The 17146-nt window shown below is 55.4% G+C and carries 13 protein-coding genes; 5 read left to right on the forward strand and 8 right to left on the reverse strand.

Going from position 1 to position 17146, the window contains the following annotated elements; translation table 11 throughout:
* Window positions 1-91 precede the first annotated feature (91 nt).
* A complete protein-coding gene (locus GOV90_RS20045; protein WP_171136222.1) occupies window positions 92-985 on the forward strand; it encodes a glycosyltransferase family 2 protein in 894 nt (297 codons plus the stop codon).
* 14 nt (window positions 986-999) lie between these two features.
* Window positions 1000-1944: a hypothetical protein gene (locus tag GOV90_RS20050; RefSeq protein WP_171136224.1), complete on the forward strand. Its 945-nt coding sequence runs from the start codon at window positions 1000-1002 to the stop codon at window positions 1942-1944.
* A gap of 30 nt (window positions 1945-1974) precedes the next feature.
* Here GOV90_RS20050 and GOV90_RS20055 read toward each other — a convergent pair whose 3' ends face one another.
* The 3 genes from GOV90_RS20055 to GOV90_RS20065 all read right to left on the reverse strand — a co-directional run bounded on the left by GOV90_RS20055 (window position 1975) and on the right by GOV90_RS20065 (window position 5572).
* Entirely contained in the window at window positions 1975-2847 is an 873-nt protein-coding gene (locus GOV90_RS20055) for an NAD-dependent epimerase/dehydratase family protein (RefSeq protein ID WP_253284822.1), read from the reverse strand.
* A gap of 17 nt (window positions 2848-2864) precedes the next feature.
* On the reverse strand, window positions 2865-3902 hold the full coding sequence (gmd, locus tag GOV90_RS20060; RefSeq protein ID WP_171136228.1) for a GDP-mannose 4,6-dehydratase: 1038 nt from the start codon (window positions 3900-3902) through the stop codon (window positions 2865-2867).
* Between the two features lie 200 nt (window positions 3903-4102).
* Window positions 4103-5572 (reverse strand): glycosyltransferase family 39 protein, encoded by a 1470-nt coding sequence (locus GOV90_RS20065; protein ID WP_171136230.1) that lies wholly within the window; start codon window positions 5570-5572, stop codon window positions 4103-4105.
* Window positions 5573-5977: 405 nt separating this feature from the next.
* Between GOV90_RS20065 and GOV90_RS20070 the strand changes: the two genes are divergently transcribed.
* Window positions 5978-7561 (forward strand): hypothetical protein, encoded by a 1584-nt coding sequence (locus GOV90_RS20070; RefSeq protein ID WP_171136232.1) that lies wholly within the window; start codon window positions 5978-5980, stop codon window positions 7559-7561.
* A 341-nt stretch (window positions 7562-7902) separates the two neighbouring features.
* A complete protein-coding gene (locus tag GOV90_RS20075) occupies window positions 7903-9705 on the forward strand; it encodes a hypothetical protein (RefSeq protein ID WP_171136234.1) in 1803 nt (600 codons plus the stop codon).
* 22 nt (window positions 9706-9727) lie between these two features.
* Here the strand turns inward: GOV90_RS20075 and GOV90_RS20080 are convergent, their stop codons facing one another.
* Together GOV90_RS20080 and GOV90_RS20085 are read right to left on the reverse strand one after the other, a co-directional pair.
* A complete protein-coding gene (locus GOV90_RS20080; RefSeq protein WP_171136236.1) occupies window positions 9728-10750 on the reverse strand; it encodes a ParB N-terminal domain-containing protein in 1023 nt (340 codons plus the stop codon).
* Window positions 10751-10827: 77 nt separating this feature from the next.
* Window positions 10828-12255 carry an AAA family ATPase gene (locus GOV90_RS20085; protein ID WP_171136238.1) on the reverse strand — a complete coding sequence of 476 codons (1428 nt, stop codon included), beginning with the start codon at window positions 12253-12255 and terminating at the stop codon, window positions 10828-10830.
* Window positions 12256-12641: 386 nt separating this feature from the next.
* Between GOV90_RS20085 and GOV90_RS20090 the strand changes: the two genes are divergently transcribed.
* Entirely contained in the window at window positions 12642-13649 is a 1008-nt protein-coding gene (locus GOV90_RS20090; RefSeq protein ID WP_171136240.1) for a replication initiator protein A, read from the forward strand.
* Between the two features lie 4 nt (window positions 13650-13653).
* Here GOV90_RS20090 and GOV90_RS20095 read toward each other — a convergent pair whose 3' ends face one another.
* From GOV90_RS20095 to GOV90_RS20105, 3 genes are all read right to left on the reverse strand, one after another.
* Window positions 13654-13857, reverse strand: a complete 204-nt coding sequence (locus GOV90_RS20095) for a hypothetical protein (protein ID WP_171136242.1) — start codon at window positions 13855-13857, stop codon at window positions 13654-13656.
* Between the two features lie 395 nt (window positions 13858-14252).
* Window positions 14253-15623, reverse strand: a complete 1371-nt coding sequence (locus GOV90_RS20100) for a nucleotide sugar dehydrogenase (protein WP_171136244.1) — start codon at window positions 15621-15623, stop codon at window positions 14253-14255.
* A 181-nt stretch (window positions 15624-15804) separates the two neighbouring features.
* Window positions 15805-16890, reverse strand: coding sequence for an NAD(P)-dependent oxidoreductase (locus GOV90_RS20105; protein ID WP_171136132.1), 1086 nt, complete (start codon window positions 16888-16890; stop codon window positions 15805-15807).
* Window positions 16891-17146: the final 256 nt, after the last annotated feature.

Raw genomic sequence — 17146 nt, forward strand, 5'->3', positions numbered from 1 at the left:
TTTTCAAACCCAGATGCAAACGCAGCTCCGTTTCCATGATCGACTGTGATCAGATCCTCCCGAAGAATACAGGTCACACCGGAGAAAACACATGACGCAGCATCAGATTTCGGTCGTCATCCCATGCGTCAATTCTCTGTCTGATTTTCGCGGGTGCGTTGCGGCTTTGCAGAACCAGACCGGCCCCCTAGCCGAGATTATCGCTGTTATACGCCTCGGCCCGGACTTCATTCGGGATGTAGAGACAGAATTTCCGGACGTACACGTTCTGGCAGTCGCCGAGGATGCTACAATCCCTCAGATGCGCGCCGCAGGCATCCGGGCCGCGACAGCCGATGCTATCGGGGTCATTGAAGATCACGTGCTGGTTCCACCAAACTGGACCCAGCGGATGCTGGATGAAATCGCGGACGGTTCGGATGTAGTGGCCGGGCCTGTCGACAACGAAGCCAAAGATACCCTGATCGATTGGGCGGCATTCCTATGCGAGTACAGTGCCGTTCTGCCTCCTCTGAATGATGGCCCCTCGGATTGGCTTCCGGGCAACAATACGGTCTACCGGCGTGATGTTTTGGAACGGTTCGATACCCTGTTGGATGATGGCAAATGGGAAAACCACCTGCATGATCATATGCGCGCAGATGGTGTCTCTATGACCCTGCGCAACGACATCGTTTCCGGGCATAAGATGCACTATACATTCGGTCTGTATCTGACCCAGAGATACCTGTATTCCAAAAGCTTCGCCGGAGCTCGGGTCAGCGAGGAGTCGAGCGGTAAAAGGCTTATTATGGGGCTCGTCGCTTTTGCGTTGCCTCCGATCGTCTATTACCGCGTGGTCAGAAACGTCATAACCAAAGGGCGTCATGTGCGTCGGTTGTGGCCCTCCCTGCCTTTGCTGATCCCGTTTTCACTGTCCTGGGGACTGGGTGAGGTTGCCGGATACTGGTTCGGGGCCGGTCGGTCTCTGTCCAAGGTTCGATGAGAGAAATGTCTGTGATGAACAATCCAGATCCTTCACTACCTGATATCTCTGTCGTTGTGGCTATCGTTGATGGGGGAGCCGCGCTGCGGGCATGTCTGAATGCGCTTGCCAATCAGATTGGTGACTACAAGGTAGAAGTCATCGTGCCATATGATCAGCTGTCGCTTGAAGATGCCGGAATGGCAGATGATTTCCCCGGCTTCCGGTTTCTCGATCTCGGGGTACTCGCAGGCGGTATGGTGCCAAGAAACGCCCTTGATCTGCACCGGTTCTGGGACATCCGCCGTTCCGAGGGCATCAAAGCCGCACGCGGGCGCCGGATCGGCCTTGTCGAGGATCGCGGCATTCCGGCCGAAACCTGGATTGCCTCGGTGATGGACCTGATGGATGAGACCGGGGCCGCAGCGGTCGGGGGGTGTGCTGACAACGGATATGATACGACTTGGAACTGGGCCGTTCATATCTGCGACTTCGGGCGCTATATGGCCCCTCTACCGACCAGTGAGACAGATTTTCTGTCAGCAACCAATGTGTGTTATCGCGCCGACAAGTTGCGCGCACTGCGTCATCTGTATGAACATCGGTTCTATGAACCCTCCATCCATGCTGCCCTGCAGGCTAACGGTGACAAAATGGTTCTGTCAGATCGCCCCAGAACAACCCAATACCGTCCGCGTATTCCGACCTTCACACTGGCGGGCGAGTGGTTTCATTGGGGCCGTAAATATGCCCGCATCCGATCCGGCGAAATTTCGTTCGGGTTGCGCGCCTTCCGCGCAGCCGTAACCCCACTGTTGCCGTTTGTTCTGTTTACCCGGCATCTGCGCAACCAAATGCACAAGCGCGTTTATCTCGGCAAATTCTGGCCAGCTTCCCCGCTGGTTTTCTTGATCGTGACGATGTGGGCCTTTGGCGAATTGATTGGGTATTTTCAGGGGGAAGAGCCCGAAACGCCATAAAATGGCGTAAGGACACTTTATTTTAAGCGCTTACGTCAACATCCATTCAAGTGTTTCCTTCAGGCCGTAATTTGGCCCGTCCTGGGTGAGGCTGCGGTACAACGTGACATCCCCCATCAATTCCTTCACCTCATTGGCCCGCACAAACTGGGGGTTCACAGTCACGGTCAGATTGTGCCCGGTAATGTCGCTGCACATATCCACAATGTCCTGCAAAGGGGTCGCCACTCCAGAGCAGATATTGATCTGCCGCCCGCGCAAATCCGGACGCAGCAATGCCCGATACGCACGCGCCACATCGCGAACGTCGGAAAAGTCCCGGGCAACATCCAGGTTACCCAGTTCGATCTGCGGGGCGCGCTGCCGGAAATGAGCCACGATTTTAGGGACAAGGAATTGGGCATTCTGCCCGCGCCCCGTGTAGTTAAAAGGGCGCACGATGACGATCGGCAAGCGATCCGTAAACAGCTGAGCCATGTATTCCATAGCCAGTTTCGAAACCGCGTAATCGTTCACGGGTGCCGGAGAGGTTGTTTCCGCAATCGGCGCATGTTTTGAGTTGCCGTAAATATTGGCGCTGCTTGCCAAAATGACCCCGGATTGAGCAACCCCGGACTGAGCCAATGCTTCCAGCAAAACCCGGGTTCCAATCACATTTACCTTGTAGAAATCCTCGGCCGCGCCATGCGCGACAAAGGCAATTGCAGCCAAATGAATTACCGCATCGGGTTTTACCCTGTCTACAACATGTGCAATTGCCGCGCTGTCCGAAAGATTCGCCTTCAGATAAGCCGGATCTGGCGCAGGAGGCGCCATCATGCCGGTGCCCCAGACCTCCCATCCCGCTGCCTCAAGTTCAGCAGCCACATAACGCCCGGTGAACCCATAGCGGCCAGTGATCAAGACGCGGCCCCCTGACATCAGAACGAAACACCCCGTTCATTGCGTGCCAGATCAGCAGTGACCATCATCTGACAGAGATCTTCGAGAGAGGTCGTGGCCTCCCAACCCAAAACGTCCCTGGCCTTGCTTGCGTCGCCAATCAGCAGTTCGACCTCGGCGGGGCGATAGTATTTTGGATTGACGCGCACCAGAACACGGTTTGACTCGGCATCAATTGCCACTTCATCTTCCCCCTGCCCTTCAAATCGCAGACCAATGCCTGCACCCTTGAACGCCATCGCCACAAAATCGCGTACAGTTTCGGTTCGCCCTGTTGCCAGAACAAACGTATCCGGTGTGTCTGTCTGCAGCATACGCCACATCCCGTCCACGTAATCCTTTGCAAACCCCCAATCACGCGTGGCGTCCAGGTTCCCAAGTTCCAGATAATCAAGCTGCCCCAGTTTGATCTTGGCTACACCATCGGTGATTTTCCGTGTCACGAACTCCAGCCCTCTGAGCGGGCTTTCATGATTGAACAGAATCCCGGATGTACCAAAAATATCGTAGCTTTCGCGATAGTTTATAGTCATCCAATGGGCATAAAGCTTGGCTACGCCATAAGGGCTGCGTGGCCAGAAAGGTGTTTCTTCCCGTTGAGGGATTTCCTGCACCTTGCCGAACATCTCTGATGTGGACGCCTGATAGAAACGAATTTTAGGATTCACAATTCGGATTGCTTCAAGCCAATGCAGCGCCCCAATGCCCGTGATCTGAGATGTCGTGGCGGGCTGATCGAACGAAATCCCTACAAAACTCTGCGCCGCAAGATTGTAAACTTCATGGGGCTCCGTCTTCTGAATCAGACGGATCATTGCCCCCATATCGGTCAGGTCAAGCTCTTCCAATGACAGGTTGGGATGCGAACGAATGCCCAAATCATCAATGCGCCAGAAATTGGTAGAAACCACCCGGCGGAACGTGCCGACAACTTTATATCCCTTTTCAAGAAGAAGCTCTGCCAGATAGGCTCCATCTTGCCCAGTAATACCTGTAACAAGTGCGGTTTTGGTCATTCTAAGCTCTCTTTTGTTATGCCGGGCTTTAGCTGATCAAGCCTCATGCGTCTATCGCTTGCGCAGTGTAAGGCCCCGGTGCGTTATGGTGTTTTCTCCTATGCCCATGATGGTTCTTTTATCGCGAAACCAGTTTTCGGCAGGAAAATGTCAACCATGGGTTCTGTCTGACGATAATGCTCAAATGTCTTCGCCTGATCCTAACTGCGTCGGTAAACGAGTATCGCACCATCCCCCAGTGTTCCGGGAAATCCTTTTATGAATTCAAGCGCTTCACCAGTATCGCGTTCCAAAGCCGGGATGGTGCGAAACATCCGGTTTGGAAACAGAACAACCAGCAGTACGGGCCCGGGCTTTACCATCGCTTCGGCATATTCTTCAGGGCTATCTATCGTAGTCCAATTGGCTTCGAAATGACTTGCAAAAATCGGGCCGCCCGGATTGATGGCATACACCCTTTCTGATGGTTCGCGTATGTCTTCTGCAAACGCGAAAGCACCTGCTAGGTTCTGTTTTGGGGCAACATAGTTTCGCTGCACGAGAAACAGGGACAGGCCAATCATCAGAAAAATACCCAGCACAAACAGCGACCGCCCCAGGGCCGGACGCCCGAACACCCGCGCGGCAAGGCTTGCCGCAATCTGGCATCCGATAACGACAAGGATGATGGTCGGACCAATATCCACAAAGAAAAACCTTGGCCAGATCCGCATATCGAATGTCAGCAAAATAGCCAGCGTTACGCCGATATGCGCCACAATGGATGGGAAAAACAGTGGCTGTGCCGAATGCGCCCCTATCACCCCACATATGATGGCAATCAACCCACCGATGATGACAATCAGCATCATGGGCCCGACATTGATATTACCAATGGTCGTTCGCACGCCTTCGACAATTGTCCAGAGCGGATTCTGAAACTCCTGCATCGGATCGGCAGCAGAGGTGCCGGCAATCTCACCCATAGTTCCAGCAATGCTGGGCAGAATTGGCAGATATGCCAACAGGATCAATACCAGCGCAAAGGCCACTCCCACCAGTGGGCGCACCACCCAGTTGCGGGTCAACTCCCCCCTGCCAAGCCCGGTTGTCAGAGACATCAACCAGACAAGGCCCAAAGCCACAAAGAAAAATACCCCTGTCAAATGCGTGAAAACCGCCGCTGCCGCAGTCAACCCAAACGCAATCCATGTTCCGAAGGTCGGGTGGCGTATTCCTCTGAGAAACAGCACAAAGCCCAACGTACTCCAGAAAGCCAGTTCGGTATAGCCACGGGCGTTTTGGGAGAACCAGACCTGGTGATAGGACAGGGCGACAAGCAAGGCGGAAACATGCGCTACCTTTGTGCTGGCCACGTCTCTGGCGAGCCACCAGATCGCACCGACCAGACCAACACCAAACACGACGGCAGGAAAACGGTAAGCCCAGGCCTGTTCGCCAAAAATCTGGGAAACCAGCTTTGCCTGAAGGCTAAAAAAATAATGATGATTCATCGAATAATCGCGCATCATCTCGCCCCAGGGCAGACGGATATGCGTATCAACGGTCCAAATCTCATCATACCACAACGGTGCATTCAGCCCTGCTGTCCGTAGTACAGCCGCAAGCAGTAGAATAAACAGAAGCACGACGACATCATTGCGGTCAGGCGCAGAAGATGGCTGTGTCATGGAGCTTTTCCCAGTCGTCCAAACATCAATTCAAAAACATCATTCTAAATGCGACCTTGCGTGAAACGGTCTCGGTCACTCCCTATGATCCTACCTCGTTTCTCGATGATTGGGTTATATAACGATACCAGGCTCGGGTCCGTACAGCACCCGGCGATGATTGCGCCTTAAATGGATACATTCAATTAAAATTTGGAAAATTAAAGGCAAAAAAGAAACAGATACGCCTGACTTTTCATCGTTTCTGCAAAGGTTTATTCCCGCTAATCCCCAGCGTTCAAAGCTTTATAAATATTGCAAAAAATATGCATAACTATGTTATGTCTCACCAAACCGCGGCCGCATGCGCAAAGGAGGGTGAATGCGGGCACAAACAGCAACAGCGCTCTGTGCCATAAGGGTCTGATGAAAGGCGCACTGGTGCAGGCTGGCGACATTGCCGCGAGCCGTAGCTATTGGCTACTTGTTCTAACGGCAATCGCGGTCATTGGTCCATTTATGTGGCCAGTGCAGTGGTCGGGTAACGAGATCAACTATTTCGATCTCTCCTATAGGTTTGCGCAACCCGACGCTTTCACAGACAGGCATGCGGTTTTCGACGATTCAAAGGGGCGCATCGTAAGCTTTTTGCTGATCGGCAACGTTATCACACTGACAGGCTTTGAAGCTGCCAAAACGATCTTCGCACTGACACTCTGGTTGCTCTCTGCCTTGGGGGTTGCCGCCATCGCACGTGATTTCGGACTGCGGGTTGCGGAACTGGCTCTATCGCTCCTGATATTTTGCCAAAGCGCTCAGGGTATTCTTGGCAACGAATGGATGTTCGACACAATAGAGGCGAAGGTCTTTGCCTACGCTGCGGTATTCCTTGCGATCACCTCAGCGCTTAACGGTCGCTGGATCCTGGCTGCGATCGCGTTGGCCGTAGCAACCTACATGCATTTTCTGGTCGGTGGTTTCTGGGCTGTAGCACTGGTTCTGCTGCACTTTCTGCAAACAGGTCGCATATGGCAATCCGCACGTCTCGCGATCGGGTTCTTCCTGCTGATCCTGCCATTATTCTTTGTCTTGATCTGGGAACGGATCGGAGTGGAGGTCGATACCTCGGACCTCGATCGCTCGCTAAACGCGATCTACACAGAACTTTCGGCGCACTTCCATGTTGCTCCCCTGCTCGATGGCATCCGCCATTTCATCAAAGCCTGGCTGCCCGGTGCCTGCGTGCATCTGGCGCTTTTGATTGCACTCGTCATGCTACACGACCGGTTCAGGGACCGGGCCTTGCTGATCTGGTTGATCGGGCTGAACGTATATGTCCTTCTGGCACTTGTTATCTACATGCTGGACGATGGCCGCTACTTGCTGGCACCCTTCTACCTGCTGCGCCCTGCCGGGCTGATCTGTCTGATGTCGCTTCTGGCTTTGGCGCATATGCTGTCGGAACTGATCGAGCAGGACCAGCGACCGCGGCTGGCGCTGGCAACCTGCACCGCAGTTTCGTTGCTCTTACTGCCCCAGGCTTTGGGCAGTCTGGCGCAAATCGTCACGCGGTATCCCCCACATATCAGACTCGAATCCGCTCTCAGCGCCTCCGAGCGTGATGTTCTATCATGGATCCGCGCCAACACGGTACCGAATGCGGCAATCATAATGCAGGAGGAAATTGCAGGAGGATCAATTCTGGAGGGCGATCCGTTCCCCGGTGGGATGGAACGATTGAGCGGACGGGGTTTCGTCGTCAATTTCAAATACATTCCAACCAGCAAACCGGATGTCGTGCGCTGGTACCAGTTATTGCAGGCCCGTCGCGCATTCTTTGAAGGAGAATGTGCCAAGAACACCGTGCTGCGCGCGGATTACGCCGTAATCCGGTTTCGATCAGGGACGACCGCAGCGCATTGCGTCACCGCAGTATATTCGAACGACGAGTTCCTAATCGGACGAATTCTGCCTAAGGGGGCAGATGGGGTCGACCTTCAACGACCATAAAACCTGCCAATGCGGGGTTCTACCGTCATTAAGTGCAGTATCTGGTCTTTTCGCGCAGCACTTTTCCGAATTCCCTGACAACCAATCACACCTGATAAGTATCCCTTATCAGGTGTGATTGATTTTGGTAGGAGAGGCGGCTTGACCAGTGCCGGGGCAGCATCGGTTTCGGTATGAGAACACCACACTACACTTTTAAGAACACGCAGCACATTGACGGCAAGATGAACCCCGGGATCACAAACACCTTTTCATGCAGCAACGTTTTCCTCATCTGCGCTTCTCAATCCCGTTGCCCGATAATAGTCTACGTAACGATTGAATGAGTTCGGAGTATTTTTGTGTTCAAGAGTTTCAATCTGACCATGGCGCATGCTGTGATCATAAGCGCGGCCGTATTTTGCGTCGCCACTCTGCCTGGGTTGATGCTGGATGGATACAATCCCGATGACTGGCGGCAGGTTCACGGCGCGCCTGCAGGAGGCATGCCGCTCAACTGGACCACCGAAGAAGGCAGATGGGCGATGGAAGCGCTTTATGTCTTCATTATGGGCGAGCGTTTCCTGACACCCATTCAGGCCCCTCTCGCCTTTGCCTGCCTGTTCTGGATTTCATGGGTATTGGCACAGACGGCAACCGATACACGACAAACTCCGTTTGCCGCAGCCACTATATTCAGCCTGAGTGTCTGCAATATCTACATGATTGATGCGCTAAATTTTTCATCGCATGTTTTCGCGTTTCCGCTGGCGCTGGCCCTGTCCTTGCAAGCTTACCGAATGTTCTGGACGCTCTCTGAACAACATATCGGGATCGGCTGGTTTGCCCGTGCACTTCTTGCCATTCAAATGCTGGCCCTGTCCTGTGCAATTTATCAACCTTTTGCCCCATTCGGAGCTCTGTTCTTCGCACTTCAGATCATGCGGTACGACAAGATCTCCTCACACATCATCTCGCGGGCGATCCTCATGGCTCTGGCCGGATCTGTTTTTGCCATCCTGATCTACCTTCTGGAATGGCGGGTCGCCGTTAGTCTGAGTTCACATACAGCAGAAGCCACCCGTTTCAGCCAACCTGGGCTGGAAAAAATCCTGCAAAAGATAGCTTCCCTGCCGACATTCTGGAAAACCTTACACTCTGGCGGTTTGCAGAACACGCCAAAGCTTCTTCGCCTGATGTATGCAGCCGTTTTCGGAGTGGCTCTGCTGGCTTCTGGGATATCAATGCTGCGCGGTTTTCGAACTTCCGGCCTTGTTCCTGCAGTACGAATAGCCATTGGCGCATTTTCAGGGCTTTTCATTCTGCCGATAACTGCGTGGTTCACTTATTCGGATTTCTGGATGCCCGGACGCGTGGTGGCCTATCTGCCCTTCGCCGTCATTGCAGTTCTGATTACAGCAGGTCACATATGCGGCTGGTGGCTCCCCAAATCCGTTGGCGGAAGATTGGCGCGGGGCGCTGCGATCGCCCTGGGGGCTGTATCCATTGCCCTGAGCATCATGGTCTGGTCAGACCAGGTTGAAACCGGACGGCGGGATACAGAAACCGCGCAAGCGATCTATAAGCAAGTTTCAGAAACACCCGGATTTGACGGCAACACCTTTCGCCTCTCGGGCGGGTTGGACTATCCAGAACTCAGCTGGGGCGGAATGCTTGGGTGGAGTGTTTTCCACCACAACAACCCCATGCCCGGTATTTTCAGCGAACTTTATAACCGCTCGATGGAACCGCCGTTTGTAGCAGCCAGCCCCATCGCCTGCCCCGCATTCCCCGATCAAGGCGCAGTCTTTCACGACGGCCATACAGTGCATGTGTGCCTTGAGCCTTCACCCGGACTGAAACAACAAGTCGATTGCATTGACCTTGGCAATGACGAGACACTGTGCCGAACCAAAGACATGCTTGTCTGGCAACGCCCCGCCTGCGAGGTTCTGCCTCTTGCAGGTGCCGCCACGCGCTTTCGACTGAAAAATAGTGATGGCCGGGAAAGGCTGGCTGTCTTCACGCTGGAAGATCCCGGCGTTCCGCTCGATGGACGATGCCACTATGCACAGCGGCTTGGCAGGTTCGAGTATCAGGCCGTCATCATCGAACACTTCAATGGAACGGAATGGGAAGCGGCCAAAGCTCAGACCATACCGTGACCAGCGTTTCGCGCGCGAAACATTAGCCGTCGCGGGATTGCAACCAAACCCGCAGGTCCGCAAGGAATGCTTCAGATATTCCCCGACCGGAAAGAGTGATCTGCGTTCCGTTTCGGTTCGGCTTCAATTGAATGGTTCCAATTGTCTCTTTAGGGGTTGCATCGGACTCTGACACAGCTGAATTCCCGCGATCTGAGCTGCTGCTACTCACCGCCTTGGTCAAGGCAGACAACTCTGCCTCCGATGTCTCGGCCCCGGCTCTATCCAGTGTTTTGAGAAACGCAGATACCGTCTTTGGATCGTCCTTCAGGACCTTGGCAATCGACAAGCCCAACCGTTCAGGAATAGCTGACGCAAAGCGCAGGTGATCATCCAATGCGTTATAGATCGCGATGAACGAGCCGATCTTTGACCGTTTGGCCCGACTGGCCGATGCAAACAGCCCGCGCAGGGCAGCGGCCTCATCCGGGTAAACGCCCTGCTCTGCCGCTCGGGCCACGATCCGGGCGCGCTCGTAATAGCTCAGCCCGACACGGATCTCGTTTTCTTCCACCATAGCCACATACGCGTCTGAGGCGCTCTGCGGCTGCCGGAGGAATGCGCGAACGGTTTCAAAGCACGCCTCACCCGTATCCTGTTTCAAAGCCCGCAGCGCCGCCAGACGCCGCCAGCCAGAGATCAGGCCATACCGCCCTTCGGTCAATTCCACGACTTCGATCGGTGTTTGCTGCCCGCGGGCCTTCAGGCTTTCCTTCAGTGCCTCCATATCCGCGTCATCAGCCGTCATCCGGTCGCGCACCAGATAGGTTTCCTCGATGGCGTCCAGCGGCAGGTCCTGCACCAAACGACCTTCGGCGCGGGCAGCACGCAATTCTCCGGACAGCTCTTCCAAAGCGGCCTGAGCTGCCGTGGCTCCGGCCACCTGTGCAACCGGCGGTGCAGCGCGGGGCGTCTCAGCAGGGAACATGGGGTTCAACCCGGGGGCAGGGCGGTTGTCTTCCAGATAATCCGGCCGGGCTGGGGTCAGTCGTTTGCGTTTCGCCATCACTTTTTCCTTTTCCTGCTCGGATCAGCCTCTGTTTCGGGGCACAGAAGACGTGTTTCGCGCGCGAAACATCGCGCTCAGAGCGACAATTCCGGTGTTCCTGCCTCTTCAGCCTGCTGGGCCCGCTCTTCGCCTCGCCAGACGCCAATCAAAAGCTTCTTGAACGAGGCATAAGTGGCGTCAAAGGTTTCCCGCCCGCGCACATAGGTCTCGCGGTTGAAATCGCGGTAATCCGCCTCGTATATGCCGTTGACCTGTTCCCCGGCCTGACCAATCAGCGCCGTGTAGCCCTGCCAGTGCGGCGACAGGGTGCGGCCCAGATAGGCTTGCATCAGCCCGGCCAGCTCGGCCTGCTGGCTGCCGTCATAGCGGGTGATGATCGTGCGCACTGCATCCCATTGAAAAGCCATCTCAGGGCGCCCCAACGCGCGGGCGGCCATGTTCTCACCATCTTCGATGGACTGGAACGTCGAATGCAGCATGTCGAAGAACCGGCCGGTGGAATCGAACTCCAGAAACGAGGCCCCCATGGGCACCAGCAGGATATCCGAGGCCGCCAGCCCGTTGATCGTCAGATAACCAAGTGCAGGGGGGGTATCGATGAAGATGATGTCATAGTCGTCCAGCACCCCATCCTCGTCCAGCGTATCGGTCAGTGCATCCCACAGCTTCCAGCTGCGGCCTTGCATCCGCCAGACCGGGATCTGGAATTCAGCCCAATATAGGTTCAGCTGAGCGCCGATCAGATCGATATTCGGCCAGTGGGTGGTCTGGATCAGATCGCTGCTGCGGGTTTTCAGCGCCTCGGACAGGGTGTCGTCAATCGGATGCGGCGCTTCACCCCGGTCAAGCCGCCCCTGATTGTCGCGGCGCAGATGGGTGGCGTAATGACGGGCGAGCAAGGGGAACACCGTCTGCCATTCATCGCTGACCTTGCCGCCGAAGATCGACGTCATCGAGCCCTGGCTGTCCAGATCGATGACCAACACCTTGTAGCCGTCCAATGCGGCGGACATGGCCAGATGCGCGCAGGTCGAGGTTTTGCCCACGCCGCCTTTGAAATTAGCCACCGAAACGATTTTGGCTGGCAACCCTTCAGGACGGTAGGGACGGTATTCTTTCGCCTTGGATCCTTCCGAAGCAAAATATGTCCGCAGCCGAAGAACCTCATCCAACGTGAACCACTTGGCCCCGCCTTCGGTTTCAGACTGCCCTTGCGGCAAATCCGGGTTACCTTTGAGCACACGCCTAAAATGGGCAGGCGCCACAGGGATCAGATATTTGGTAATCTCCCATGTTGAAAACAGGCGCAGCTTTTTTTGCCCGTCGTCTTCCAGACCGCGGTTCGCCAGATCTGCCCGTCCTCGGGCACAGGCATCTGCAATCTGCGAAAACTCATGTGTTCCGGTTGGTTCACCCAGTTCAGCATGGGCCAGATCGGGATCGATATTGAAATAAGGGGGAAGCCCTTCGGACGGTGTTGCTCGCATTGAAAATCTGCTCATGTGCTATGTTTTGGTCAATATACCACAAAATGGGGCATGTGGAAGCATTGTGAGCATAAAACCGAATTTTCTAAGCAAAAATAAGGGGTAAATTCTATTTGAAAGGCAGGTTTAGGGTGAGTGGTCAAAAAATATCCAGTTAGAATCCTGTTAATTTATTAGTTACCGGTAAGCCTTGTTCCCTTTAAGTATAAGAAAAAAAAGAGATTTTTGTGTTTTTTTATGTCTACAGTGAATCTGATCCCACGATAAGGTGACTCTGATCCCACGTTGTAGTGACTCTGAACCCACGTTCCGGCGGCTTTACGCCTCCTGTGGATAACTCTACGGTAAGCGTCAATAAAACCACGAACAAAGATTCGGGCAGGACATATGGGCAGGGCAGTATGAGCGGGTCGGGGGCGTTGTTGCCCGACCGGCACCCAACGGGCGATTTTTTTGTATGCGACATCTTCGATGCGCTGCCCAAGACAGATATGGGATCGATGGAGCATCCGATGTTTTCGCTCTCGACCCGGCCGGACCGGCGGATTCTGAATTACGAACATAACGGGGTCGAGATTACGGTGACGCCTTCGGTGCGCGGTTTGGCGACGATCCATGACAAGGACATCCTGATCTTTTGTATCAGCCAGCTGATGGCGGCGATCAATGCGGGCCGGACGGTCAGCCGGGTGCTGCACCTCAAGGCGCATGATCTGCTGGTCGCAACCAATCGCGAAACCAGCGGTGACGGCTACAAGCGTCTGCGCGAAGCGTTCGAGCGGTTGGCGGGCACAAGGATCACCACCAACATCGTCACAGGTGAGAAAGAAACCACCACCGGCTTTGGCCTGATCGAAAGCTGGGAGATCGTCCGTCACACAAGGGCAGGCCGGATGGTCAGCGTCAGCGTGAAATTGTCAGACTGGCTGTTTCGGGCGGTGCTGGCGAAATCGGTTCTGACCCTCAGCCGTGATTACTTTCGCCTACGCAAACCGCTCGAGCGGCGGATCTATGAACTGGCGCGCAAACATTGTGGCCGTCAGCCCGAGTGGCGGATCTCGGTTGAGGTGCTGCTGAAGAAATCAGGGTCAGCCTCGCCCCGGCGGGTGTTCCGCAAGATGATCCGCGACATGATCGCCGCCGATCATCTGCCCGATTACGAGATGAGTGAAGAGCCAGGCGACCTGATCCGGTTCTCGCGCAGGGGGCAGGTGGTCGAGGGACCGGACAAGCCGATCCTGCCCTCAGAGGCGCTGGAAGAAGCCCGGGCGATGGCGCCGGGCCGCGATGTCTATGCGCTGGAGGCGGATTGGTTGGCCTATTGGGCCGCATCGGGTCGACCACAGATCAGAAACCCACAACGGGCGTTTCTGGGCTATGTGGCCAAGAGGGTTGCCGGACGGGACTAGGCGTTTAGCTGGAATAAGCGGTTTTTTGTTTTTGCCCGCGTGATTTCATGGCTTTGACGGGGACAACAATGATGAGGGCAGCAATGATGAAGAGCCATCCAAAGAGGATGTAGCTGCCCAGTGCCATAAGAATGGACGCGCCGGAGAACAAAGCAATCCCAGCGGCGCACAGGCCGACTAGAATGGCTATTCCGATAACTCCGATCATGTTTTCCAAGTCCTCCGGTTATGGTCTTGGTCTGGCTGGTCCCCGAGCAGGCGTAGCTATGCCATTGGGCAACTGCCCAAAATGATTCCGCGATGAAATCATGGCAAAACTTTGGACTACTAAAGGTTAAAATTTGGTTATTTGTACCTGATGGAGCTTTGCTCCACTACTCGCGCGACACTGCTTATAACTTATTGAGACATGAATTATGTCTGAACAGATAGTTCCTTAAAACTTTTGTGACAGCAATATAGAACGCCGAGGACCCCTGAAGATGTGCAAAGGTCCGCCTATGACATCACGCTGTCAATTCGCGATCATCGAGGCGGAATGGCAGACATGCGTGCGTTTCGGCCATTGAAGGATCAAAGGTTTGACGGATGACCCCCGGGGGGTCACATCTTGACCAAACGCCCATCCGTCACCTTGATCCCCGCTTTTTCAAAGACATTGCGCGTGTCGAAGACCAACGTGGCCTCGCGTGCGACCAGATCGTAATCCGGGGCGCTGTGATCGGTGATTACAGCTACGGCGGCATAGCGTTTCAGGGTGTCTGCCGTCAGCGGCTGCGAGGTCCGGCCCGCCAGTTGCGGGTATTCGCCGCCTTCGGGCAGGCGCGGGAAATAAGGGTCGTGATAGTCAACCTCGGCGCCCAGCTTTTCCAGCTCGTCCAGCAACACCAGCGCCGGGCTGCGGCGGGTATCTTCGACATCGCGCTTATAGGCGATGCCCATCAGCAGGATGCGCTGTCCGGTCAGGGGCTGCCCGGTTTCCGCCAGTGCGGACCCGTTGCGTGCGGCCAGTTCTGCCGCCATCCGTGCCGCCAGCATTTCCGGCACCGCATCATTGCTGGAGCGGGCCAGATTGATCAGCGGCGTATCAGATCCTGCATCCGCGGCGCGCCAGGCCAGATAGGCCGGAGACACCGGGATGCAGGCCCCACCGATTCCAGGACCGGGATAGAAGGGCATGAAGCCAAACGGCTTGGTCGCCGCAGCTTCGATCACTTCCCAGACATCCACGTCCATTGCTTCGAGTGCGGTCTTCAATTCGTTGACCAGCGCGATATTGACGGTGCGAAAGCTGTTTTCGACCAGTTTCACCGCCTCGGCGGTGGCAGCTGAACTGACCGGCACGGCACTGGTGACGATGGCGCGATAGAAATCCTCGACCAGTTGCCGCGATTGCGGGTCGTCGGCACCGACCACCTTGGGAATGCTGTGCGTGTCGAATGTGTCATTGCCGGGATCTTCGCGCTCGGGCGAGAAGGCCAGGAAGAAATCGGACCCTGCGCGCAGACCGCCTGCTTCGAGGATCGGCTGAACCAGTGTCGTCGTGGCACCGGGCCAGACGCTGCTTTCCAGCACTACCATCTGACCGGGACGCAGATGCTGTGCGATGGTTTGCGCGGCGGCGGCGACAAAGCGCATGTCTGGGTCTTGTGCGTCGGTCAGCGGGGTCGGCACACAGATCAGGATGATATCGGCCTCGGCAAGTGCTGCGGCGTCCTGCGTCGCACGGAATTTGCCGCTGGCCACCGCTTGCGCGATCCGGTCCTGTTCCAGGTACGAGATGACCTGATCGCCCTGATTGATCCGCGCTACGCGGTCGGGGTTGAGGTCAACACCGGTGGTGTCGAACCCTTTGTCATAAGCGGTCAGGGCCAGGGGCAGGCCGACATAGCCCAGCCCCACCACGGCAACCCGCGCATCGCGCGCTGCAATAAGCTGTTTGAGGGACTGATGGTGCGAGGTTTCGTAATTCATAATCTATCCTGATCGTACAAAGTCACACTGAAATCAATTGGCATCCTGGGTGCCGAAAATTCCACCCCTCTTCACGGATAGGGTGGAATGGGCGCGAATCCAATATATTTGTCGGCCTTGTATCGGCGGGTCGTACAGTGTTTCAAAAAATGCCTCAATTATTGATGTTTTCATCAATTGTTTATCTTTTGAAGCGGGCTTCCAGATAGGGCCGCGTGGCTTCGAGCCCTGCTTTCAGATCATAAGTGGGCTCATATCCCAGCCGTGTACGGGCATGATCAATCTTACACTGTCCTGTGCCCGAGAATATCTCCAGCATATAACGGTCAGGGTACAGCTCGTTTTGCCTGGGCAACTGTTGCGTGGCTGTGTGGACCAAACTTTCGAACCGGTCCCGACCGATCCATGCCCGCGCTATGGTACTGACCCGTGCAGCCAGCGATTGTGTGTCAGGTCTTTCCCCCGGTTCTTCATCAGGCAGCTGTGCGCGGAGTGTTTCCAGCGGAATGTGCCTGATCTTTCCGCAGCCAATGATGTCGGCATAGCCCGATAGCAGGGCTGACCAACTGGTGGGGGAGGGGCCCGAGATGATGAACCGCTCTTGCTGCAGGTCTTTTGGCGCTGCGGCGCATAACATGGCTTGTACCAGATCATCCACAAACACAGCGTTACACAGCCCTTCGGGTTTGGGTAGCACCACGGTGCCGGCGGCAAGCCAGCGGGTCAGCTGATCCGTCCAGAGCATACTTCCGGGCCCGTAAACCAGTGTCGGCTGCAGGATCGCAGCAGGGCAGTTTCCTTGCAACAGAGCCTGTTCCATCGCGATTTTAGCTCGCCGATATGGGTCAGCCTTGTCGTTTGAGACCGGGCAGCTTTCTGTCAGGTCTTGCTGTGGCCATCCGTCATAGACAACGATCGAGCTGGCATGAACGATCCGCCCGACGCCGGCATTTTCTGCGGCGCTTCTGAGGGTCTCGAAGGTGACAAGATTATCTGCTGCCGTAGCGCGCATGTCATAGGCAAGATGGTATAATACATCCTGATCGCGCAGGGCCTTTTCCTGCAAGGCGCGATCCCCTGCCGTTCCTTGTATGACTCGGGCCCCCATAGCGCTGAAGGCTTGCCGCCCATGGCGGTTGCGCAACAGGACGGTGACCCGGGCGCCGGCATTGATAAGCGCCGGAACAAGCCGCTTGCCGATAAACCCTGTAGCCCCTGTCACGAAGACGGCCTTGCCGTCGAGATGATCTGGTCCGGTGGCTGTCATAGTCTTTTTCTACGCCTCAAATTCAGGATCCGGCACAATGTGTTTCAAAGCAGAAGCCTAGCCTAGGGTGGGTGCCTGTGCTACTGCGCAGAGGACGAATTATTGTCATAAGTACGGGGTAAGTTGTGCCCCGCGTTTGTTAATGAGGAATTCGATGACGATCGGTATAACCGGCGTACAGACGTCGCCGTGGCGCATACTCCTCAAGAAAATATTGCTATGTGAAGCTGACAGTTCGGGGCCGGGCTGTTCGCGG

The organism is Ruegeria sp. HKCCA5929 (genome assembly GCF_013034525.1).
In the GTDB taxonomy this organism is placed as follows: Bacteria; Pseudomonadota; Alphaproteobacteria; order Rhodobacterales; family Rhodobacteraceae; genus Ruegeria.